The organism is Desulfobulbus sp. (genome assembly GCF_031547805.1).
Taxonomy (GTDB): domain Bacteria; phylum Desulfobacterota; class Desulfobulbia; order Desulfobulbales; family Desulfobulbaceae; genus Desulfobulbus.
In genome coordinates this window covers 79,749-103,089 of record NZ_JAVBRQ010000035.1, presented here as the reverse complement: position 1 = coordinate 103,089, position 23,341 = coordinate 79,749, and the positions used below count along the sequence as shown (strand labels likewise).

Genomic DNA, 23,341 nt, shown 5'->3' with positions numbered 1-23,341 from the left:
ACCGAATTACCTCTTCATCTTGCCCGCGGCGGCAGGCCCGGATGTGGCGCGGCGACGCCGGTCAGGCATCCAACGGCAAAATGACCCTAAAGACGCTGCCCTCGCCGACGCGGCTGCTGACCGTGATGCTGCCCTGGTGTTTTTCGACGATGTTTTTGGCAATGGGCAGGCCCAGGCCGGTTCCCCGGTTCTTGTCGGTGTAGAAGGGCGCGAAGACCTGTTCGAGTTTCTCCGGTGGAATGCCGAGCCCGGTATCGGCCACCTCCAGCATCACCGCGTTTTCCGCCACCAGGAAGGCGGTCTCCAGATACAGATCGCCGCCCTCGGGCATGGCCTGGATGGCGTTGAACGCCATGTTGAGGGCCACCTGATACATTTGTTCGGCATCGAACAGAATATCGGGCAGGTCATCGGCCAGGGCGGTGTGCACCCGCACGCCCTTGTGCTGGAACTCGGATTCCATGAACGACACCAGCCGTTCGACCACCGAATTGAGCGAGCCGGAGGAACGGTACAGATCCCTGGGGCGGGCGAAATCGAGGAACTGGCGGACAATGCCGTCCAGCCGCGAGGTCTCCTGGACGATGATGTCCGCCAATTTTTCGTTTCCCGGCGCCACCTTGCCGATCCGGTTGCCGAGGATTTCCGCGGTCGAGCGGACGATGCCCAGCGGATTCTTGATCTCGTGGGAAACCGCCGCCACCATCTTGCCCAGGGTGGCAAGGCGTTGGGCCTCGCCCAACTGCTCTTCCAGCCGCAGCCGTTCCTCGGCGCGCTCGGCCATGATCCGGTTGGCCCGGACCACGATCAGGCTGAGGATGGTGAACAGCACGGACATGATCACCAGCGACAGCACGATAACCCGGGACTGGAGCATGATGATGGCCTCGAAGTCCTCGGACAGGTCCTGAACGACCTCGATCACCCCCATGATCTCGCCGGTGCGCTCGCCCAGCTTGTTTTCCTGGCGAAAGGGCACGTAGGTCTTCAGGGTGCAGAACACCTCGGCATTGCCCGGCAGCAGGTTGAGCAGGCTGCCGCCGGTGATCAGCATCGAATTGCTCTCGCCCCTGGCCGCCTTCTGGTATTCCAGGCCGCCCATGTCGCGCTTGCCCATCAACGCGGTGACGGTGGAATAGGCGATCCTGTTCTGCTCCGGTTCGTAAATGGTGACCGATTCGATCCGCATGCCGCGGGTGATGTTGGTGATGATCTGATCCAGGCGTTCGAACTGGTCTTTCTCGGACAGCGATATTTTGCCGGAACGCACCACGGTGGGCAGGACGAACTGCAAAAACACCTGCCGGTTGACATAGTCGGCAAACAGGCGGGAATAGGCTTCGCTCCGCTGAAGCAGCACGCTCTTGGCGTTGGCGGCGATCATCCAGGACAGGAGGAAGGAGGCGATCAGGATCAGCACCAGCGAGGTGAAGGCGAAGTACTTGACCAGTTCGAACGGCAGGAGCGTGTCGCTCTTGTCGCGGCGCCGGATGGTGCGCCAGATTTTGCACACCACCGGAATCCGCAGCCGCTTGCGCAGGTTTTTCAGCCAAAATACCCGCAGCAGCCGCCACCAACGCGACGGATCCGGCCATTGCCACCCCTGCCAAAGTCGGGAGACGTCGGGGAGTTTCGGAACGTTCGTCCGTTGCGGCAATTTCAACCATTGCGGCAGCCGAGGCCACTTGAGGAGCTGCCGCAAGCGCAACAGCTTGCCCTTTCTGGGCTTTTGCGAGCGCCTACGGACGTGCATGGCAGACTCCGCAGCGGCTGCAGATCGCCGGTTCGCACGGGCCGGTCGCGCGTCCGTGCAAGGCCCGTTGATACTCCTCCCAGAGATAGCCGGGCCGGATGCCCTGGTCGATCACCTCCCAGCACATCCGTTCTTCCCGGCCCCGTGGCCGGATCGCGAACTGCCAGGGATCGAGTCGGTTGTGCTTGCAGGCCTGCTTGAACCCCTGGCCGGTGCCGATGGCCAGCAAGACCGGACCGATCCTGCGATCGGCCCTGGCGTACACCGCCTGGTGCAGGGCCTGCTCGGGATGGTCGAATTTGAGGCGGAGATTGGCTTTGGCGCTCAGCATCCGGCGAAGATACCTGATTTTTTCCTTCAGCGCCAGCAGGGCCGTAGCCTCGGTGGCCGTGGCGGCCTCGGCCGCGGTCAGGCCGCCGAAAGCACAGTACTGGAACGGGGTCCACGGTTTGGGGACAAAGCAGTTGATCGACAGGGTCAACACCGACACCCGGCCCCGATTCCGGCCGATCGGCAGGATGCCGGCCTGCAACCGTTCGACCAGACGGACCAGCTCCTCCAGGTCGGCGGGGGTCTCGGAGGGCAGGCCGATCATCACGTAGAGCTTGAGATGGAGGATGCCAGCCCGCACCAGGCGTTCGGCTGCGGCCAGGAGGTCGTCTTCGCCCAGTCCCTTGTTGATCAGCAACCGCAGCCGCTCCGAGGCCCCGTCCGCGGCGATGGCCACGCTTTTCAGGTTCGAGGCGGCAAGCAGCTCCAGGGTTTGGTCGGAGATGCGGTCGGCCCGGAGCGACGAAAAGGAAAGGGAGCAGTTGTGCTCCTTGAGATAGCCGGCGATCCGGTCGACGGTCTCGCCACCGGCCATCTCCATGCCCAGAAGCCCGATGCGGTCGACCGCCGGGGGCCGCTCCTCCAAGCCGTTGAGGATGGCCTCGGCCGACCAGAGCCGGGGCGGCCGGTAAATGAAGCCGGCGGCGCAAAACCGGCAGCCCCGGCTGCAGCCCCGCCCCAACTCCACCATGTACATGCCCAGCTCCGCCTCGGGCGACAACAGGGTCGAGTGGGCGGCCCGTTCCGGCTCCGAAGCAATGACCTTGCTCACCCGTGGCGGCAGTTCCGCCGGCGCCTCGATCGCCGTGACCGCGCCATCGGCCGACCAGGTGAAGCGATAGCTGCCCGGCGCATAGCAGCCCGGTAGGCTGGAGGCGATCGCAAGCAGCAGCCGGTCGCGGGGCGTGTCGCCATATCCGGCCAGGGCCTGCATCAGGGGCTTCAGGATGGGTTCGGCCTCGCCGATCACCATCAAATCGGCGAACAGGGCCAGGGGCTCGGGATTGAGGAAGACCCCGACCCCGCCCAGCACCACCAGGGGATTGCCCGGCCCCACGGTCTGGCCGCGGTCGGCGGCATAGGCCGGCAAGCCGCCCGCGGCCAGCATGGCGGCCAGTCGGGGATAGTCGTGCTCGAAACTGATCGAGCCGAACACCAGGGGGAAATCGTGCAGCGGCCGGGAGGACTCCAAGGAGCGCAGGGGCTGGTGGTCGGCGGGATAGACAAAGCGTTCGCACACCACGCCTTCGTCGCGGTTGAGCAGGCTGTAGACCAACTGGAAACCGAGATTGGAGACCGCCACCGGATAGGTGTTGGGGTAGAGCAGCGCCACCGGCATCCGGTCCTTCCATTTCTTGCGGACCGTGCCCGTTTCGGCGGCAAGGGGTGATGGGGCGCTGGCAATCATGGATCCGAGGGTCGATGGCGAAAAAGCATGGATAAACGAGGGGCAAGCGGCAAGTCGCGGCCGGTCAAGACAAAACGGGGGAATATCCCGCGGACATTCCCCCGTTGCAAACCAAGATGGCGCCGGCGTCGATCCCCCGGCCCGCTCCCGTTTTCAGTTGGCCTTCTTGCGGAGATAGGCAGGCTCGTCGTAGTCGTTGTTGATGTCGTGCTCATCGAAGATCGGTTTGGGCATGCGCGGCAGCCCTTTGGGCAGAAGATTGGGCTTGGCGATGCTGACCGGTGTAGTCTCGGAGAGAACGGCCTCCTCGTCGAAGATCCGGGGCAAGCGACTCCTGCTGCTGCCGGCTGCCGGGGCCTGCTGCTGCCCTCCCTGCCGGGGCCGCTTCACCTCGATCTGCGACACCTCGGGCTCCTCGATGCTGGAGATGCCGGTGGCGATCACCGTGACCCGCAATTCCTCGCCCAACGACTCGTCGAACAGGGCGCCGATGATAATGTTGGCGTCGTCGTGCGCCTTCTCCTGGATCAGGGCCGACGCCTCCATGAACTCGTTCATGGTCAGGGTTTCCTTGGCCGCCGAGATGTTGATCAGGATGCCGCGGGCCCCGTCGATGCCCACGTCCTCGAGCAGCTGGTTGTCGATGGCGCGCTTGGCCGCCTCGGTGGCGCGGTTGTCGCCCACCGCCGAGCCGGTGCCCATGATCGCCGGCCCGACCTCCTTCATGACCGTCTTGAGGTCGGCGAAGTCGACGTTGATGTGCCCCGGCAGATTGATCAGGTCGGTGATGCCCTTGACCGCCTGCAGCAGGACATTGTCCACCATCTGCATCATGTCGACCAGGGTGGAATTCTTGTTCATCAGGCTCAGGAGCCGGTCGTTGGGCACGGTGATGATGGTATCCGAGAATTCCTTCAGCCGCTCCCAGCCGGACTCGGCGTTGCGCATCCGCTTTTTCGCCTCGAAATAAAACGGCTTGGTGACAACCGAAACCGTCAACGCACCGGATTCCTTGCTTAATTTGGCGATAACCGGTGCCGCGCCAGTGCCGGTGCCACCGCCCAGGCCGGCGGTGATGAAGACCATGTCCGCCCCCTTGAGCACGGCCTGCAGGTCTTCGTAGCTTTCCTGGGCAGCCTCCCGGCCCATTTCCGGTTCGGCCCCGGCCCCCATTCCCTTGGTGATTCCCGGCCCCAACTGCAGCCGGATATCGGCACGGGATTTTTCAAGGGCCTGCATATCCGTGTTAGCCGCAATGAACTGCACGCCCGCCAACCGGCTCTCGACCATGGTATTGATGGCGTTGCCACCACCGCCGCCGACTCCGATCACCTTGATTACAGCTACAGTTTCCTCTTCGGCCATCCTGAAAGCCATGAGTCTCTCCCAAGAAAAATTTCCGATAAAATTCCCTGAAATATACCACCGGTCCCGGTGATGCTAAAGGGAAAACACCGTTGGTTCAGACGATATTCTTCATCCACTTTTTCAGCTTGGTGACCATGTTGCCGGCTTCCTTCGGCACATAGGTCTTGGCCTTGCTGCCATACAACACCAGCCCGACCCCGGTGGTACATCGGGGCGAGCGGATATCCTCGATCCGGCCGGACACTCCCTGCGGGTAGCCGATCCGGACCGGTAAGTCGAAAATCTGTTCCGCCATCTCGACAATATTGGCCAGGAGCGCGGTGCCGCCGGTGATGACGATGCCGGCGTTGATCCGGTTCCGGTATCCGGAGGCACAGATGTTCTTGTTGACCATCTGCAGGATCTCCTCCATCCTGGCCTCGAGGATTTCCACCATGATCCGCTGCGAAACCTTGCGCGGCTTGCGGTCGCCGACCGTGGGCACCTCGATGATGTGGTTCTCCTTGATCATCGAGGAGAGCGCCCCACCGTACAGGTATTTCAGCTCTTCCGCCTCCTGCAGCGGCGTGCGCAGCCCCACCGACAGGTCGCTGGTGAGGTTGTTGCCGCCCAGGGCCAGCTCCCAGGTGTGCTTGATGGTGCCGTTGCAGAAGATGGCCAGGTCGGTGGTGCCGCCGCCGATGTCGATCAGGGCCACGCCCAACTCCATTTCGTCCTTGCCGAGCACGGTCAGGGACGAGGCCACCGACTCGAGCACGATTTCGGCCACGTTGAGGCTGGCCCGGTTGCAGCTGGTCACCACATTGTGTAGCGCGGTGACATCGGCGGTGACGATATGGACGTTGGTCACCAGGCGAACCCCGGTCATGCCCAGGGGGTTCTGGATGCCGGTGTGGTCGTCCACCATGTACTCCTGCGGCAGGACGTGGATGATCTGCTGGTTATCCGATATCTTGACCGTCTGGGCCGCCTGGATGACGGCCTCGATGTCCTTTTCCTTGATTTCCTGGTTGTTGATGGCAATGATGCCCGGCGAATTGAAGCCCTTGATGTGGTTGCCGGCGATGCCGACATACACCGACTCGATGTCGCAGCCGGCCATGTCCGAGGCGGCTTCCACGGCCTGGCGGATCGACTTGACCGTGGATTCGATATTGACCACCACCCCCTTCTTCATGCCCGACGAAGCGGCGGTGCCGACACCGATGACTTCCACCCGGTCCTCGAAGACCTCGCCGATCATGGCGCAGACCTTGGTCGTGCCTATATCCAGGCCTGCGACCAGTTCTCCGGGCTCACGCGGTTCGTGCTCCTCAAACTCCTCATCCATCAATTTGGACTCCGGTAACCAAGACTTTATCATCTAAATAATCCATTCGAATTTCTTTAACGCCATCCACCTGCTTCTTCGCGTACAACTGCTCCAGCACCTTGATCAGCCGGCTGTATTTCAGCTGGAACCGGTCCACCCCGAAGTAGACGGGAAAGGGACGGTCGACCAGGTACAGGATCAAACCCTGCTTTTGGTCGACATGGATCTCGGAAATCGCCTGGATGGGCAAAATGGCGTTTCCCCTGGCCGCCAATGCCAGCAGGCTGCACGCCGCCTCGGCCAGCGTGCCCCGGGCCAGACGGCCCGCTTCCACATCCTTGTCGGCCCGGATGCCGGTGATCACCGGAAAATCCAACTCCTGCCCCTGGCCGGCCTCGGCGAACAGGTGGCCGGAGCGGTTGACATAGTACAGGCGGCGTTCCTTGGCCTCTTCCAGATTCACCAGGGCAAAGGGTTGATGCTCAACGACCGCGATCTCCATCGACGAAGGCCAGTTGGTCTTGATCTCCGCCCGTTCCACCCAGGGATGGGCTTCGATCCGGGCCGCCGCCGCCTTGGCGTCGAACCGCAGCAGGCTGCCCCCTTGCTGCAATCCGGCGAGATCGAGAATCTGCCGCTGGGTGGCGACGCGGGCGCCGGTCACCTTGATGTCGGTCAGCCGGAAAATGGTCGACCGGAACAGCAGCTGGGTCGCCCCCCAGATCCCCACACTCACGACGGCCGCCAGCAGCCCGACCAGGACCGTTCCCCGGAACAGCCGTTTCCATTTCCACAGCCGTTGCGCCCCGGCCACCATCACCTGGGGTCGGAGCGATTTACCGGGCCCGCTCTTCTTCCGCCGGAACAGCCAGGAAAAAAAACCGCTCTTTTTGCCGGACTTCGTTCCTCCCTTACGGGAACGGGACGGGGTCTTCCGGGGAGTGTAGATCGCCATCGGCCCGCACGTCCCCGCCTAGTAAATGCGCACTTCGGGTTCCAGCAGGACGCCCGAATGCTCGAAAACCTTCTGCCGGACTTCCTCCATCAGCCCGACGATATCCTCGGGCACCGCGCCGCCGGTATTGACGATGAAGTTGGCATGTTGGGGCGACACCATCGCCCTGCCGATGGTCCTGCCCTTCAATCCCGCCTGCTCGATGAGGCGGCCGGCAAAGTCGCCTTGCGGATTCTTGAAAAACGAGCCCGCCGACCCCACTCCCTGGGGCTGCTTGCTCCGCCGCTGGGCGATGATCTCCCGGCACTGGGCGGTCACCCGGAAGCCGTCGGCCGCCTGCAGGCGAAACACGCCTTCGGTGATCACCATCCGCACCTGGGGTTCCGCGGGCAAACGGGTGAAACGATAGGAAAAAACCGCCTCGTCCCGAGTCACCGTCACGGGCTCGCCCCGTTCGTTCAAACACTGGATCGCAGCCAGGGCATCGCCGATGGCGTGGCCGAAAGCTCCGGCGTTCATGCGAATGGCGCCGCCGACGCTGCCGGGAATGCCGGCCATGAATTCCAGGCCGCCAAGATTGCCGCGGGCGCACCAACCCAGCAGGGCGGCCAGGTTGCACCCGGCCGAGACCCGCACCAGAAACGAGTCGCCGTCCCGCTCGTATCGGTTGGTCCGCACCGTGCCGCGCAGTCTGATGAACACCCCTTCGCGGTACCGACCGGTCACCAGGATGTTGGAACCGCCGCCGACCACATGCCAGGGAATGCGTTCCCGGTGCAGCCATCGCAGCAGGGCCGCCAACTCCTCCACGCTTTCGGTCTCGACCATGGCCTCGACAATGCCGCCGGCGCGGAAGGTGGAGTGGGCCGCCATGTCGACATCCCAGCGCACGGTGCGGCAGAGGGAGCCGAGTTCGAGTTGCTGTTGCCCGTTCATCGCGTCTCTCCCGCGGGCTGAGCCTGCCCGGCCGCATCCGGCGGCGCCAACAGGGTCAGCAGATGTTCGCCGACGCGGACGATGTTGCCGGCCCCCAGGGTCAGCACCAGGTCGCCGGGGGCGATCAGCGGCAGCAGGCTCTGGGCCTGCTGCACCAGTTCGGGAATATAGTGGACCTGCCGCTGGCCGTGCTGCTTGATGGCCTCCTGCAGCCGCTCCGAGGTGACCCCCTCGATCGGTTGTTCGCTGGCCGCGTAGATGTCGGTGAGCACCAGCAGGTCGGCGCGGCGGAAGGCGGTGACGAAATCGGCGAACAGCCCCTGGGTCCGGGTGTAGCGGTGGGGCTGGAAGAGCACCGCCACTCGCCGGTCCGGCCAGCCTTCGCGCACCGCGTCGAGGGTGGCCCGGATTTCGGTGGGGTGATGGCCGTAATCGTCCACAACCAGGACCCCGCCGGCTTCTCCCTTCACCTGGAGCCTACGCTGCACGCCCTGGAATTTCTCCAGGGCGCGGGCAATCACCGGAAAATCGATTTCCAACTCCAGGCCGACGCTGACGGCGGCCAGGCTGTTGTAGATCAGGTGTCGTCCGGGCCGATTGAGGCGGATGCTGCCCAACTCGCCGGCGCGGCTGCGCACCGTGAAGGTGGAGGTACCGTTGCCGGTGACGATCTTGATAGCCTGGAGATCGGCCTGCTCGGTCAGGCCATAGGTGAAGATGCGCTTCTGGATGCGGGGCAGGATCTGGGCGACATGGTCGTTGTCGATGCAGACCACGGCCACCCCGTAAAAGGGCAGACGGTCGATGAACTCCAGGAAGATATCCTTGATGTGCTCGATGTCGCGGTAATAATCGAGGTGTTCGAGATCGATGTTGGTCACCACCTCGATCACCGGCGACAGCTTGAGGAACGAACCGTCGCTCTCGTCGGCCTCGGCAACCAGAAATTCGCCCTCGCCCAGCTTGGCGTTGCTGCCCAGCCCGTGCACCTTGCCGCCGACCACCACCGTGGGATCGAGGCCGGCCTCGGCCAGAACGGCGGCCACCATCGACGTCGTCGAGGTCTTGCCATGGCTGCCGGCCACGGCGATGCCGTACTTCTTCAGCCGCATCAACTCGGCCAGCATTTCGGCGCGCTGCACCACCGGCACATACGCCTCCTTGGCGGCCAGCACCTCTGGGTTGTCGGCCGGGATGGCCGTGGAGGTCACCACCACGTCCGCCCCGGCTACCCAGGCCGCCTCATGGCCCTGATACACCACCCCGCCCAGCTGTTCCAGCCGTCTGGTGGTGTCGGTGGCCCGCAGGTCGGAGCCGCTGACCTTGTACCCCAGGCTCAACAGCAGCTCGGCGATGCCCGACATGCCGATACCGCCGATGCCGACAAAGTGGATATGCTTGGTTTTTCTGTACATGAAGGCCCTATATCGCTGAGTAGAAGGTCATGTTCGCCGCCCCCGGCGAGCAATGAGCCGAATGCATGCATCCACGATTTGTTCCGTGGCATCCGGCATGGCCATGGCCTTCATGTCGGCCGCCATTGTATGTAACTCTGCCCTGTTCTGCAAGTACTCGCTGATGGCGCCGGCAAGAATTTCACCGGTCAAACCCGATTCGCGCAACAGCCGGCACCCACCTCCTTTTACATAATATTCCCCGTTAGTTACCTGATGATCGTCGGCCGCGAACGGATAGGGGATCAACAGGGCCGGCAGCCCCATGGCCGCCAGCTCGGCGCAGGTGGTGGCCCCGGCCCGGGAGACCGCCAGATCGGCCTGGCCGTAGATGCCGGCCATGTCCCGGATAAAAGCCGAAACCTCGGCCTCGATCCCGAGCTGGGCGTAGCAGTTGGCCACCTGCTCGCGGTCGGCCTCGCCGGTCTGGTGGATCAGGCGAAAGGGGATCTGCTGCGCCTGCAACCGTTCCACGGCCGCCATCATCAGTACATTGACCCGATGCGCCCCCTGGCTGCCACCGAGGACCAGCACGGTCGGCACGGCCGCCGCCTCCTTTTCCCGGCTGGCCGCGGCCAGGATTTCCCGCCGCAGGGGATTGCCGGTCTGCATGGTTTTGTGCGCCGGAAACGGCGGCGTGCACGGCAACGAGATCAGGACCAGATCCGCCAGTTTGCCGGCCAATCGGTTGGCCATTCCCGGCACCGAGTTTTGCTCGTGGATGGCAATGGGGATCCGCAGCAGCTTGGCGGCCAGCAAAACCGGACCGGTCACGTAGCCGCCGACGCCGAACACCAGATCCGGCTGGAAGCGGCGCAACATCCTCAGGGCGGCGACCACCGCCTTGGGCATCAGCGCCAGGCTGCGCAGCCGGGTGGCCCAGGCCAGCCCCTTGACGCCGCCGCACTCCAAAGCCGCCAATTCGAAGCCGAGCCCGGCCAGGGCCTGTTGATCCAGCAGGCGCGAGGTACCGATGAACAGGACCTGCGACTCGGGCAACCGCTCGCGCACCGCCGTGGCCACGGCAATGCCGGGGAAGAGATGTCCGCCGGTTCCGCCGCCGGCCACGATCAGGCGCATCAGCCTCGCTGCCCCCCCACAGTGGACCGGGATTCGACGCCCAAGGTCCTCTGCGCCGCAATCCCGCAAAATTCCTCGATTTCGGCCATGGCCTCGGCGAAACAATCCGGGCAATAGCCATGGGTCAGCCGCTGGTGCTCGGCCAGGAAAAGGCCCGCGTGCCACGTTCCTTGCCGCTCGACTCGATGACAGACGCAACAGATCCGAATCATGATGCCATCACCCGTTCGTTGTCCGTTCCCGGCCAAGCAGCAGGACCTGTTCGGCAAAAACCCGGCCCCGTTCCGCATACCCGGAAAACATGTCGAAACTGGCACAACCCGGCGCCAGCAACACCAGATCGCCGCTGACCGCGGCAGCCATGGCCCTGCGCACCGCCTCGGCCATGGAGCCCACCGTTTCGGTCGGCACCACCGTCTCCAGGGCGGCCCGCATGATCCCGGCCGCCTCGCCCAACAAGACCAGGTGCTTAACCCTGCGCCCGACCACCTTTCGCAGCAGGGTATAGTCGCTGCCCTTGTCGCGGCCGCCGGCAATGAGCACCACCGGGGCCTCGCATCCGCCCAGGGCCGCCTCCAGGGCGCCGATATTGGTGGCCTTGGAATCGTCGATGAAACGGACCCCGTCGATGGTGGCCACCTCGGCCATGCGATGGGGCGGCGGCTCGAAACCCAGCAGGCCGCGCGCAATCGCTTCGGGCGCGCAGCCGAGCTGCGCCACCGCCAGCACCGCGGCGGCGGCATTCAGCTGGTTGACCGAGGAGTGCAGCCGGGTCGGACCGAGATCGAATTGCGCCCGGCCCTCCGCTTTGTCCATGCCCACGTGCAGCTCCACCCGGCCGGCAACAATCCGGGCGGAGCATGCCTCGCCCCGCCCGAAGGTGTGACGCCGGACCTCCGGCCTAGTCGGGGTGGCATCGGCCAGCGGATCGTCGGTGCCGAGAATGGCGCAATCGCCCGCCACCTGGTGCGCGAACAGTTTCATTTTGGCGCCGGCATAGGCGTCGAAGCTGCCATGGCGATCCAGATGGTCCGGCGACAGGTTGAGCAGCAGGCCGACATCGGGCCGGAAGGAACCGGCCAAATCGAGCTGGAAACTGGACAATTCCAGCACCACGCAATCGTAGCGGTCCGGCTCGGCGAAATAGTCCAGCAGCGGCGTGCCGATGTTGCCACCGACAAAGGGCTTTTTGTCCGCCGCCCGCAGCAGGTGGCCGATCAGGCTGGTGACCGTGGTCTTGCCGTTGGAGCCGGTTATCGCGATCACCGGCACCCGGTACTGCCCGGCGGCCAGCGCCAGCTCGCCCCAAATCGGCAGCCCCTGCTCCCGGGCCGCCTGGAGCACCGGCAGATTCAGCGGCACCCCCGGGCCGGGAATGACCGCCTCGGCACCGGCTAGAAAGGCTGCGGTGTGGCCTCCGTGCTCCAGCGACACGCCGTGTTCCCGCAGCCAGGCCACGGTGGCCGGCTCGATCTGGTCCAGTCCGCGCTGGTCGGAAACCCGTACCCGCGCCCCCCTGGCCACCAGATAGCGCACCGTGGACAGCCCCGCCGCTCCCAATCCGATCACCGCTGCCTGTAAACCGTCGCGTATCCGCATGGCTATCTCAACTTGAGGGTTGCCAAGGCCATCAGCCCCAGAATGATGGAGACGATCCAGAAACGGACCACCACCTTGGGTTCCAACCAGCCCTTTTTTTCGAAATGGTGGTGAAAGGGCGCCATGAGAAAGATTCGCTTGCCACCAGTCATCTTGAAGTATCCGACCTGGAGGATGACCGACACCGCTTCCATGACGAAGATGCCGCCGACCAGGACCAACAGGAATTCCTGCTTGGTGATCACCGAAACCACGCCCAGGGTGCCGCCCAGGGCAAGGGAGCCGACATCGCCCATGAAGATCTCCGCCGGGTAGCAGTTGAACCACAGGAAGCCCAGGCAGGCGCCGACAATGGCGCCGCAATACACCGTGACCTCGCCGGCGCCGGACACGAAGGGAATCTGGAGATAGCTGGCCACCACCGCGTTGCCGGCCACATATGAGAAGATGAGGTAGGTCGAGGCGGTGATGACGATCGGTCCGCAGGCCAGGCCGTCGAGGCCGTCGGTGAGGTTGACCGCGTTGGAGGCGCCCACGATCACCAGCACGGCAAAGGGCAGATACCACCAGTTGAGATCGGGGTGGAAGGTTTTGAAGAACGGCACGTTGAGCACGCCGTCGTGCCCCTTGGTCCACAACAAAAAGGCGCCGACCGCCAAGGCGCCGCCGATCTGGAGCACCAGCTTTTCCCTGGCGGTCAAGCCCCGGGAATTGTTCTTGCGGATTTTCTTGATGTCGTCGGCCGCGCCGATGGCGCCGAAAAACAGGCTAATGCCGATCAACATCCAGACCAGCGAACTCCGCAGATCGGTCCACAGCAGGGCCGAGGCGGTCATGGCGAACAGGATCAACACCCCACCCATGGTCGGCACCCCTTTCTTGGAGAAATGGGTTTCCGGTCCGTCGTCCCGAATCACCTGGCCGATCTGCCTTTGCTGGAGCCAGGCGATCAGGCGGGGCCCGATGATCACCACCAGCAGAAAGGCGGTCACCGCGCTGCCGATGGAGCGGAAGGTGATATACCGAAAAACGTTGAGCCAGCTCAACTCGGTATGGAAGGGATAGAGCAGATTGTAAAACATGTGGCCCCGGTTATTGGTTGGTTTGCAGTCGTTGCTCCAACTGGTCGAGGAGCCGTTCCATGCGCATGCCGCGCGATCCTTTGATGAAAAGCCAGTCGCCCCGGCCCAGCCCGCCGTTCGTCAGCAATTGGCAGAGGGTTGCGGCCATGTCGTCCAGGTTGGGGCAGATCCGCACCTGTTCCGGCCGCATACCGCCCGCAAGCGCGGCCTCGATCGTGTGGGGCGCCTGGGTGCCGATGGCGAACAGATAGTCGTATTGCAGCTGGGCGGCCAGGGCGCCGATGCCGGCATGGAGCTGTGCCGAGGCCTCGCCCAGTTCCAGCATGTCGCCCAGGGCGGCCACGTGGCGGCAGGTGCCGCCAAAGGCGGCGACGGTCCGCAGGCCGGCGGCCATGGAGGCGGGATTGGCGTTATAGGCGTCGTTGACCACCTTGAGTCCGCCGGGCAGCCCACCGATCGCCAGCCGCTTGTCCACGGCGGGCGCGTAGCCCTCCAATCCGGCGGCAATGATCTCCGAGCCGATGGCGGCGGCATGGGCGATGGCGGCGGCGGCGGCGCAATTGCTCACATTGTGGCCGCCAAAGACCGGCACGGTCAACCGACGGCGCCACGAGCCGATGTGCAGGGTGAAGCGCATACCCAACTCGCCGAGATTTTCCTGGCGGGTGACCTGGATCAGGGGCCGGTGCCGCCGGCCGGCCGCGGTGACCGCGAAACCGATCTGCGCGCCGCCGGACTTTGCCGCCTGGGCCAGCACCTGGGGATCGTCGCAGTTGACCACCCGGACGGCATCGGCCCGCATGCCGGCAAAAAGCTCGCCCTTGGCCGCGGCCACTCCGGCCACGCTGCCCAAGCCCTGCAGATGCGCCGGATGGACATTGTTGATGCAACCCACATCCGGATCGGCAATGGCGGTCAACCGGGCGATTTCTCCAGGCACGTTCATCCCCATCTCGACAATCGCCAGCCGGTGGCCCGCATCGATGGGCAGCAGGGAAAGCGGCAGCCCGACCAGGTTGTTGAAGTTGCCCCGGGTCTTCAGCAGCGGGTCGATACCGGCGTGGGCCGACGCCAGGGCTTGGGCGAAGATGGCGGCCACCATTTCCTTGACCGTGGTCTTGCCGGAGCTGCCGGTGACTGCCGCCACTTTGACCGCGCCGCTCAACAGACGGCGGCGGTAGGCGGCCAGGTCGCCGAGAGCGCGCAAACTGTCCGCCACCGTGATGTAGAGGACGTCCTCGCGCATCGCCACCGGCATTCGTTCGGCGATCACCGCCGCTGCGCCGCGCTCCACCGCGGTCTCGATGTAGGCATGCCCGTCGAAGGTTTCGCCGGTCAGAGCCACGAACACATCGCCCGGCTCCAGGGTCCGGGTGTCGGTCGAAATATCGTGCAGTACGGCTTGCTGCGACCCGGCCGCGACCCGGCCGCCGGTGGCGGCCAGCAGGTGGCGTTCGTTCCAGCGCAACAGTCCGTTGGCCGCTTCGAGGCCGTCATCGAAAAAATGCTTGGTGGTGCCGAGGATCTGGTAATTTTCGTGGCCCTTGCCGGCGATGAGCGCGGTGTCGCCGGGCGCGGCCAGGCTGCAAGCGGCGGCAATCGCCTTCCGCCGGTTCTCGATCACCGCAAATCCCTTGGCCGTGGACGTCCCGCACAGCAAAGCGGCCGCCGGCAGCGGCTTCAATTGTTCGGTGGCCATGCCCGCAACGATCTCGTCGATGATGGCCCCCGGTTGTTCGGTGCGCGGATTGTCGGAGGTGACGATCGCCACCTGGGCATGCCGAAGGGCAATCGCGCCCATCTGGGGCCGTTTGCCCCGGTCGCGGTCGCCGCCGCAGCCGAAGACGCAAATCAGGCGGCCAGCGGTCAACTCGCCCAGGGTTGCCAGCACGTTGTCGAGGGCGTCGGGGGTATGGGCGTAATCCACGAACACCGCCGGTTCGGAACCGGCCGGTGCCCCCGGCAGCCGCACCCGCTCCAATCGGCCGGGGATGTTCCGCACCGCGGCCAAGCCCTCGCCGATCTGTTGCTCCGACAAACCAAGGGCCATGCCGGCGCCGGCCGCGGCCAGCACGTTGAGCAGGTTGTACCGCCCGGCCAGGTGGGACGAAAACGCCATGGACCGGCCCTTGAGATCGAGCCGGCACCGCACGCCCTCCACGCTCTGAACCACTTCGTCGGCGCGCACCTCGCACTCCGGCCCGAGGCCGCAGCGGAGTACCTCCCGATCGGTGATCGTCCGGCAGAGGGCCGCGCCCCAGTCAATGCCTTCGAATTCCGGACTCGACACCACCACCGCGGTGCCGTCCGGCTGGAGGTGGTGGCGGAACAGCCGGTTCTTGGCGGCAAAGTACTCGTCCACGGTGCGGTGATAATCGAGATGATCGCGGCTGAGGTTGGTGAACAGGGCCACCGCGAAGGAGGTCCGGCCGAGCCGTTGCTGGTCAAGGGCGTGGGAGGAGACCTCCATGATCACATGGGTGACCCCGGCATCGGCCATGACCCGAAGCATCCTTTGCAGAGTCAGCGGATCGGGCGTGGTCAGGGGCGCGTCCTGCAGGATGTGGATATCCTTGCCATCGTGGTAGCGGTAGTTGACCGTGCCGATCACCCCGGGCCGGTAGCCGGCGGCCGCCAGCATGCCCTCGATCAGCCAACTGCAGGTGGTTTTGCCGTTGGTGCCGGTGATGCCGACCAACTGCATTCGCTCCGCCGGAAATCCATACCAGGCGGCCGCCAGATCACTCAACGCCGCCCGGCAATCGGTCACCCGCACCAGGGGAATCGGCCATTCGTCTTTGTCAGCGTTGCCTTCGACCACCACGGCCAGGCACCCCCTGGCGATGGCCTCGGGGATGAACCGGCGGCCGTCCGCCTTTGCTCCGGGCACGGCCACAAACACGCTGCCAGGCACCACCTGTCGGGAATCGACGGCGATCTGGGCGACTTCGCTCGCCAACACGGCCGGGGACAAATGCTCGGTATCCGCGGTGGGAATGGCTTGCAGCAGGTGCGCCAAGGTGCTCATCCGGTGACCCCGCTCATTTGGTATCCAGCGTGAGGATGCATTCGTCGATTCCGAGCAAAGACTGGCCCGGCAACGGATATTGGGCGATAATCCGGCCGCTGCCGTTCACTCGGACCTTCATCTTATACTTGTCGAGTTGTTGCAGCCCTTTTCGCAAACTCATCCCCCGCATCTGCGGCATGGTGCCGACCGGTTCGTTGACCTTGCCCGGCGCCTCGCGGTAATTCAGGCGTTTGCTGATGAAGAACTGGCGCAGGTTTTCCTTGCTCCGCTCCGGAGCCACGTCGGCCACGGCCTCGGAGCTCTGGTTTTTGACAAACCCGGTCAGCAGTTCCTTGCCCATGGCTTCCAGGGCGCCAAGACCGCTCCCCTTGTCGTTGGTCTTCGGATAGAGGTGGTCTTGCTCGATTGCCATCAAGAGCAAGAATTTCGGCTGCTTGGCCGGCACGAATCCGGCGAACAACTCCTGGATGGAAAAGCTGGAAAATTGCTTTTCCCGCCGCATCTGGACGCTGTCGGCGGTGAAGGCGACCAGGTTGTCCCGTTCCTGGAGCCAGTTGGTGAACAGGTCCCGCCGAATCATGACTCCAAGGGCCGGGTCGAGCACATGGATTTTCTCCGTGGCCTCGTTGCTGCGCTCATAGCGCTTTTTGCTCCGATGATCGTACAACGAATCGACCACATAGGGGGTTATTCGCCAGCCGCCGTTGACCAGGCTGGCCAGGGTGACGCCGACCTGCACGCCGGTGACCACCGGTTCGGCCTCGCCTTGCTCCGGTGCGCCAGGCCCGGATTCCCAGTTGCCGAACACCGAGCCGTACAATTGGATCTGCCGCTCGAAGGCATTGAGCTTTTCCTGGCCAAACCCGTAGTCGGGCGCGGCCACCGTGGGAGGCAGCAAGGCCGGACCTTCCAGTCCTCCCCGCTCGATGGCGGCTGCCCGGGCCAGGATGGGACGGATCAATTCCTTGTTGAGCACATGGTTGTACATGCGGTTGACCCGGTTGCTTTCGCTGGCCTTCCAGAAATAGTTGGGGTTGAAGGAGGGCTGGTTGACCAGGGCCAGAATCCGCCCGCTGCCCGGCTCGATCACCATCCCCATGCCCTTGTCCGCCCCCTGGGCGGCAAGATAGCTGCGAAAGCGGTTTTCCACCTGTCTTTGCATGTCCAGATCCAAGGTCAACATCAGGTCGGCGCCATCGACGCCCAGGCTTTCCTGGCCCTTGAAATCGATATCCGGGATATTGGCCTTACTGAAACCGTTTCCCTGCAGGACGGTGTCGTATTTACCTTCCACTCCGGCCAGCCCCACGCCATCGCCCATGAAGCCCAACACGTGGGACGCGGCGGTGTGGCCGGGATAAAAGCGGACATTTTCGACCTTGCAGGTCACGCCCCTGAGACGCAAGTTCCTGATCTCCTCGGCTTCCTTGTCGTCGAGGTCCTCGGCCAGCACCATGGAATCCTGCGAATTCTTCAGCTTCGCTTCCAGCCGCTCCGGCTGCTCGTCGATGTACCTGGCCACCTGCTGCGCGACCTCGTGCCGATCGACGATTTCAGCGGGGTTGACCGCCAGGGTGTACAACCGATACGAAACCGCCATTTCCCGCCATTTCCGGTCGTAGACCGTGCCCCTTAAAACAGGTTCAGCGGGCGATTGGCCCGCTGAATGAGAGGAAATTTTGCCGACAGCAGACTGTAGTATCCTGCCGATATCCTGGAGGGAGGGATGGATTCTATACAGAACTGAGCCAGCTGCTGTCAGCAAAATAACCAAAAGAAGGAGAGGGAAAAACCATCGTCTTTTATTCTTTCTGGACCTGAGGGAGCGTGTCATCGCCAAACTACATCCGACGCACCTGTCCTTGGTCAGGCTCAAATAATTTCAACTTGGTCTTGGCCAGTGCCGCGACCTGGGTTTTCGAAGCCACCTGGGCCCGCGCCGCCAGCAACCGGACATTTTCATTGGCAATGGCCGTGTTTCTGGCCTGCAACTGCCCGGCCTTGGCCCGCATGTCCACCACCTGGCCATGGAAGACCTGGGTCAACGCCAAGCCAAGCACCAGAGCCACCCCCACCATGGCGGCCAGCATCTTGCCCTGCTCCCCCGGAAGACGGAACGCAATCTCCGGTTGTTTGCGAGCTTTGGCCTTTGACACCACCATTTGACGGGGCCTGTATGTCCGGACGCGCATGCTCGATGACATTTCAGATCCTCCTGTTTTCTTCTTCGTTCCCCGGGAATGCCCGGAAATCCTTCATGTTCGTGCCGCGACCCTGAGCTTCGCGCTCCTGGCCCGCGGATTGTTTTCGATCTCTTCCCCGGTCGGTTCGACCGGCCGCCGGCTGATTGCCGCGTATGCGGAATTGCCCGCAAACGCCTGCTTCACAATCCGATCCTCCAAGGAGTGGAAAGTGATTATGCAGATCCGCGCGCCCGGCAACATCGCGGCAGGGGCCTCGGCCAGCAACCGGGTTACATTGTCCAACTCGCCGTTGACCGCTATCCGCAAGGCCTGGAACACCTTGGTGGCCACGTGCACTTTCGGCGGATGGTACTTCCGGGGCACCGCCGCGGCCACCACCGCGGCCAGCCGGCCGGTGGTCGCCACCGACTCTTCCTCCCTGGCCTGAACCAGGAACCTGGCAATCCGCCGCGCCTGCCGCTCTTCCCCGTAATAGTAAAAAATGTCGGCCAGCGCCTCTTCGGACAGTTCGGCCACCAGCCTGGCAGCGGTCAGCGGCCGGGAGCGATCCATCCGCATGTCGAGTGGATTGTCGCTCCTGAAACTGAAGCCCCGGTCGGCTCGATCCAGCTGCAACGAAGAAACACCGAGATCGGCGACCAATCCATCGATCCCCTTAACGCCCAGCCGGTCGAGTTCCGGGATCAGATCGGCATAGGAGGCGCGCACCAACGCAAACCGTCTGCCAAACCCTGCCAACCGCCGTGCGGCCATCTCCGCCGCCTCGGCATCCCACTCGAAACCGATCAGTCGCCCCACGGGCGGCGTGGCCCGCAGGATTGCCTCGGCATGGCCGCCCAGGCCGAGGGTGGCATCCACGTAGATGCCGCCGGGCCGTAGCCCGAGATACGTGAGCACCGCATCGCGCAAGACCGGGACATGCACCTCGTTTTGATCGTGCGCCATCGGGCTTCCCGGACTACATGATGCCCAATTTGGCCAGGCCCGCCCGGTAGTTGCCGAAATTCTGCCGCGTTCTGCTGGCTTCCTCGTCCCAGAGCTGTTTGTCCCAGATCTCGAAATGCCGGAGCATGCCGACCACCGCCACATCCTTGTCGATCCGCATCTCGCTTCTCAGGATCGGCGGCAGCAGGATGCGCCCCTGCTTGTCCAGCGGGCACTCGTTGACGCCGGCGATGATGTAGCGGACCAACTCGTCGAAATCCGGTTGGCTTCCTTCCTGGGCCAGGAGCTTTTCCTCCAGGGCTTCCCATTCGGCAACGGGATAGGCCCGCAGATTCTTGTCCCAATGGGTGACGATCAGCATTTCGGAGTCGTACTGCTCCCGCAACACGTCGCGGAAACGGGTCGGTATGTTCAGCCGTCCCTTGGGATCAAGGGTATGTTCCGAGTGACTTCGAAATCGCTGCACAGCGCCTTGTTTCCTTTTTCCCATTCCCAACTGGGCCGGACCACCACTTTCAACCCTTTTGGACCACTTTTCACCACCTCTTGGCTCATTAGTAAACGAACCGACCACGAGAGTCAAGAAAAATCACATCAAGGCACCGAGGTGCGCGGCACGGGTCCGCACGCAGAAAGCGACAAAAGAACAGAGCAAAAACAGACCGATACCATCTGTCGACAACGGCTGTCGCCGGCAGCGCGGCAAGACGTGGTGGCGACATGCGGCCGCAAAGCGGGAATGGCTCCCATTTGGAAACAAAGGGGACAAAAAGAGGCGGGCCAGAGGAAAGAAAGGGGAAATACGGACAGCCGCAGGGGAAGGGCTCAGCTTTTCCGGTCCGGATCGTCGAACAGGCCGGGCTGCTGCATGGAGCCGGTACGGACCGGCAAGTCGAAGTGTTCGTAGGCGGCCACCGTGGCCATGCGGCCGCGGGGAGTCCGGATCAGGAAGCCGGATTGGATCAAAAAGGGCTCATACACGTCTTCCAGGGTGTTTTTTTCCTCGCACACGGCGGTGGACAAGGTTTCCAGCCCGATGGGGCCGCCCTGGAATTTTTCTATCAGGGTCAGGAGGATGCGGCGGTCCATCTCGTCGAGACCGAGGGGATCGACGTTGAGCATGGTCAGGGCCGCATCGGCGACCTCCCGGGAAATGACCGCATGGCCGCCCACCTCGGAAAAGTCGCGGACCCGCCGCAACAGCCGGTTGGCGATGCGGGGGGTACCCCGCGAGCGCCGGCCCAGCTCCATGGCGCCCTCGGCGTCGATGCCGATGTTGAACAGCCGGGCCGACCGCTGGATGATGGTCACCAGTTGTTCGGGACTGTAGTAATCGAGCCGGAGGATAACCCCGAACCGGTCCCGCAACGGCGGGGTCAGCAGGCCGGTCCGGGTCGTGGCGCCCACCAGGGTGAACCGGGGCAGATCCATCTTCACCGACCGCGCTCCGGGTCCCTGGCCGATCACCAGGTCGAGCTGGAAATCCTCCATGGCCGGGTAGAGGATCTCCTCCACCACATGGTTGAGCCGGTGGATCTCGTCGATGAACAGCACGTCCCCGGCCTGTAGGCTGGTGAGGATGGCCGCCAGGTCGCCGGGGCGCTCGATGACCGGCCCGGAGGTCACCTTGATCCCCGCCCCCATCTCATTGGCGATGATGTAGGCGAGCGTGGTCTTGCCCAAGCCCGGAAAACCGTGAAACAGCACATGATCCAGCGCCTCGCCCCGCTGGCGGGCGGCCTGGATGAAAACCCGCAGGCTCTGCTTGACCTGCTCCTGTCCGATGTACTCGTCCAGGCTGCGCGGCCGGATCTCGCCGCCCGCCTGCAGGTCCTCGGGCAGCGATGCGCCGGCGACCAGCCGTTTGCCGGTTAACTGTTCCTCGTGTTTCATCGCGCTCTCCCGCCGCTCCGTCGTTGTGGCCCCTTACCGGGCCGCCAAAAACCGCAGGGCCTGGCGAAGCAACGCCTCAACCTTGAGCGGTGCCGCTCCTTCGTCGAGCTGCTGTTCGACCGCCCGCAGGGCCTGCCAGGCCGTGGCCTGGGGATAGCCGAGATTGACCAGGGCCGACACCGCATCGCTCATGGCATCGGCTTCGCCGGCCGGAACCGGCAGGGGCCGCGCCCCGGCCGCGTCGGCCGGAAAACCGCCCAGGCCGCCGACCTTTTCCGCCAAATCGACGCAAATCCGCTGCGCCGTCTTCTTGCCGATACCGGGCAGGGCGGTCAGCCGCGACAAATCCTTGCCGGTGATCGCCCGGCACAACTCGTCGACCCCGATCCCCGACAGGATGGTCAGGGCCAGCCGCGGGCCGATGCCGGAAACCGTGATCAGCAACAGGAACAGGTCCTTCTCCTCCTTGGCGTGGAAGCCGAACAGATGGATGGCATCCTCACGCACCACCGTCTGGACATGGAGAAAGCAGGCATGCCCGGTTTCCGGCAGGGCATCGTAGGTCCGGCCGGAGACAAAGGCCTCGTACCCCACCCCGCCGACATCGACGATGACGGCGTTCGGACTTTTGACCTGGAGCAATCCACTGAGCGAGGCAATCATCGGTAACGGGCGACAGGAAACATGGTTGAAAAAGAGGGATTATTGCGCGGCTCAACGGCGAAAGGCGGCGACACGGTGCATCGCCAGATGATGCGCGTGGCAGATGGCCACGGCCAGGGCGTCGGCGGCGTCCTTCGAGGGCACCGCGTCCAGCCCCAGCAGGGCCCGGACCATCTGCTGCACCTGGCCCTTTTCGGCCTGGCCATAGCCCGCCACCGACTGCTTCACCAGCCGGGCCGGGTAATCGTACACCGGCAGTTGGTTGTGGAGGGCGGCCACCACCGCCGCACCCCGCGCCTGGCCGAGTTTGAGGGCCGAGCGTGGGTTGCGGTCGACGAACATGTCCTCGACCGCCGCCACCTCCGGCCGATGGACCTGGATCACCTCGGACAGATCCTGGAAAATGGTCAGCAACCGGCGCGAGAAATCGCTTTCCTGGCCGGTGCGAATGGTGCCGCAGGCGACAAAGCCGAGGCGATGGCCGCTGACGGCGATCACGCCGTAGCCGGTGATCCGCGAACCGGGATCGATACCCAGGATGCGCATCCCGGCCAGGACAACCATGTCTTAGGACAACTGCTCCATCAGGTCGTCGGCGATGTCGAAATTGGCGTGCACCTTTTGGACATCGTCGTGATCCTCGAGGTTTTCCAGCAGGCGCAGCAGCGATTTGGCCGTCTTCTCCTCGGTGACCTCGATGCTGTTCTTGGGCACCATGACCAGGCTGGCGTCGGAGAACTTGATGTCGTTCTTTTCCAGCTGGTCCACCACGTCGTTGAAGGCCTCGGGCGCGGTGACGATCTGGTAGCTGTCCTCCTCCTCGACCACATCCTCGGCCCCGGCCTCCAGGGCCATGTCCATCAATTCGTCCTCGGCCACGCCCTCCTTGGCCACCGACAAGGTTCCCTTCTTGTCGAACATCCAGGCCACGCAGCCGAACTCGCCGAGATTGCCGCCGCTTTTGGCGAAGAAATGCCTGATATCGGCCACGGTCCTGTTTTTGTTGTCGGTCATGGTCTCGACCAGGACCGCAACTCCGCCGGGACCGTAGCCCTCGTACATGATCTCCTCGTAGATCGCACCACCCAAGTCGCCGGTCCCCTTCTTGATGGCCCGGTCGATATTCTCCTTGGGCATGTTCTCGCCCTTGGCCGCGGTGACGGCGCTTCGGAGGCGGGGGTTGCCTTCGATATCGCCGCCGCCCATCCGGGCGGCAATGGTGATCTCCTTGATCAGTTTGGTGAAAATCTTGCCGCGCTTGGCGTCATTGGCCCCTTTCTTGCGCTTGATCGTGCTCCATTTCGAATGTCCCGACACGGTCCGACTCC

The 23,341-nt window shown here is 64.0% G+C and carries 20 protein-coding genes; all 20 read right to left on the bottom strand.

Features of this window, described 5'->3' with window-relative positions:
• Positions 1–61: 61 nt before the first annotated feature.
• A complete protein-coding gene (locus tag RMR13_RS12690) occupies positions 62–1,753 on the bottom strand; it encodes an ATP-binding protein (protein ID WP_310600996.1) in 1,692 nt (563 codons plus the stop codon).
• Positions 1,740–3,491 carry a radical SAM protein gene (locus RMR13_RS12685; RefSeq protein ID WP_310600995.1) on the bottom strand — a complete coding sequence of 584 codons (1,752 nt, stop codon included), beginning with the start codon at positions 3,489–3,491 and terminating at the stop codon, positions 1,740–1,742. The genes RMR13_RS12690 and RMR13_RS12685 overlap by 14 nt, the downstream gene beginning before the upstream one ends.
• Positions 3,492–3,644: 153 nt before the next feature.
• Positions 3,645–4,868 (bottom strand): cell division protein FtsZ, encoded by a 1,224-nt coding sequence (gene ftsZ, locus RMR13_RS12680; protein ID WP_310600994.1) that lies wholly within the window; start codon positions 4,866–4,868, stop codon positions 3,645–3,647.
• 85 nt (positions 4,869–4,953) lie between these two features.
• Positions 4,954–6,189 (bottom strand): cell division protein FtsA, encoded by a 1,236-nt coding sequence (ftsA, locus tag RMR13_RS12675; protein ID WP_310600993.1) that lies wholly within the window; start codon positions 6,187–6,189, stop codon positions 4,954–4,956.
• Positions 6,182–7,126, bottom strand: a complete 945-nt coding sequence (locus tag RMR13_RS12670; RefSeq protein WP_310600992.1) for an FtsQ-type POTRA domain-containing protein — start codon at positions 7,124–7,126, stop codon at positions 6,182–6,184. The genes ftsA and RMR13_RS12670 overlap by 8 nt, the downstream gene beginning before the upstream one ends.
• Before the next feature lie 18 nt (positions 7,127–7,144).
• The gene (murB, locus tag RMR13_RS12665; RefSeq protein ID WP_310600991.1) at positions 7,145–8,062 is read right to left on the bottom strand and encodes a UDP-N-acetylmuramate dehydrogenase; all 918 of its coding nucleotides are present in this window, start codon (positions 8,060–8,062) and stop codon (positions 7,145–7,147) included.
• Entirely contained in the window at positions 8,059–9,477 is a 1,419-nt protein-coding gene (gene murC / locus RMR13_RS12660; RefSeq protein WP_310600990.1) for a UDP-N-acetylmuramate--L-alanine ligase, read from the bottom strand. The genes murB and murC overlap by 4 nt, the downstream gene beginning before the upstream one ends.
• Positions 9,478–9,504: 27 nt before the next feature.
• A complete protein-coding gene (gene murG / locus RMR13_RS12655; RefSeq protein ID WP_310600989.1) occupies positions 9,505–10,596 on the bottom strand; it encodes an undecaprenyldiphospho-muramoylpentapeptide beta-N-acetylglucosaminyltransferase in 1,092 nt (363 codons plus the stop codon).
• The gene (locus RMR13_RS12650; protein WP_310600988.1) at positions 10,596–10,808 is read right to left on the bottom strand and encodes a hypothetical protein; all 213 of its coding nucleotides are present in this window, start codon (positions 10,806–10,808) and stop codon (positions 10,596–10,598) included. The genes murG and RMR13_RS12650 overlap by 1 nt, the downstream gene beginning before the upstream one ends.
• A 7-nt stretch (positions 10,809–10,815) precedes the next feature.
• The gene (murD, locus tag RMR13_RS12645) at positions 10,816–12,195 is read right to left on the bottom strand and encodes a UDP-N-acetylmuramoyl-L-alanine--D-glutamate ligase (RefSeq protein WP_310600987.1); all 1,380 of its coding nucleotides are present in this window, start codon (positions 12,193–12,195) and stop codon (positions 10,816–10,818) included.
• A gap of 2 nt (positions 12,196–12,197) precedes the next feature.
• Complete coding sequence (gene mraY, locus RMR13_RS12640; RefSeq protein WP_310600986.1) at positions 12,198–13,277, bottom strand: phospho-N-acetylmuramoyl-pentapeptide-transferase; 1,080 nt, start codon at positions 13,275–13,277, stop codon at positions 12,198–12,200.
• A gap of 10 nt (positions 13,278–13,287) precedes the next feature.
• Complete coding sequence (locus tag RMR13_RS12635; protein WP_310600985.1) at positions 13,288–16,305, bottom strand: UDP-N-acetylmuramoyl-L-alanyl-D-glutamate--2,6-diaminopimelate ligase; 3,018 nt, start codon at positions 16,303–16,305, stop codon at positions 13,288–13,290.
• Between the two features lie 13 nt (positions 16,306–16,318).
• On the bottom strand, positions 16,319–18,142 hold the full coding sequence (locus RMR13_RS12630; RefSeq protein WP_310600984.1) for a PASTA domain-containing protein: 1,824 nt from the start codon (positions 18,140–18,142) through the stop codon (positions 16,319–16,321).
• A gap of 7 nt (positions 18,143–18,149) precedes the next feature.
• A complete protein-coding gene (locus tag RMR13_RS12625) occupies positions 18,150–18,470 on the bottom strand; it encodes a hypothetical protein (RefSeq protein ID WP_310600983.1) in 321 nt (106 codons plus the stop codon).
• A 93-nt stretch (positions 18,471–18,563) separates the two neighbouring features.
• Positions 18,564–19,457 (bottom strand): 16S rRNA (cytosine(1402)-N(4))-methyltransferase RsmH, encoded by an 894-nt coding sequence (gene rsmH, locus RMR13_RS12620; RefSeq protein ID WP_310600982.1) that lies wholly within the window; start codon positions 19,455–19,457, stop codon positions 18,564–18,566.
• 13 nt (positions 19,458–19,470) lie between these two features.
• Complete coding sequence (mraZ, locus tag RMR13_RS12615) at positions 19,471–19,923, bottom strand: division/cell wall cluster transcriptional repressor MraZ (RefSeq protein WP_310600981.1); 453 nt, start codon at positions 19,921–19,923, stop codon at positions 19,471–19,473.
• Between the two features lie 359 nt (positions 19,924–20,282).
• Entirely contained in the window at positions 20,283–21,350 is a 1,068-nt protein-coding gene (gene ruvB, locus RMR13_RS12610) for a Holliday junction branch migration DNA helicase RuvB (RefSeq protein WP_310600980.1), read from the bottom strand.
• Positions 21,351–21,383: 33 nt separating this feature from the next.
• Complete coding sequence (ruvA, locus tag RMR13_RS12605) at positions 21,384–22,013, bottom strand: Holliday junction branch migration protein RuvA (protein ID WP_310600979.1); 630 nt, start codon at positions 22,011–22,013, stop codon at positions 21,384–21,386.
• A 51-nt stretch (positions 22,014–22,064) separates the two neighbouring features.
• The gene (gene ruvC, locus RMR13_RS12600) at positions 22,065–22,559 is read right to left on the bottom strand and encodes a crossover junction endodeoxyribonuclease RuvC (RefSeq protein ID WP_409070294.1); all 495 of its coding nucleotides are present in this window, start codon (positions 22,557–22,559) and stop codon (positions 22,065–22,067) included.
• A 21-nt stretch (positions 22,560–22,580) separates the two neighbouring features.
• Positions 22,581–23,330 carry a YebC/PmpR family DNA-binding transcriptional regulator gene (locus RMR13_RS12595; protein WP_310600977.1) on the bottom strand — a complete coding sequence of 250 codons (750 nt, stop codon included), beginning with the start codon at positions 23,328–23,330 and terminating at the stop codon, positions 22,581–22,583.
• Positions 23,331–23,341: the final 11 nt, after the last annotated feature.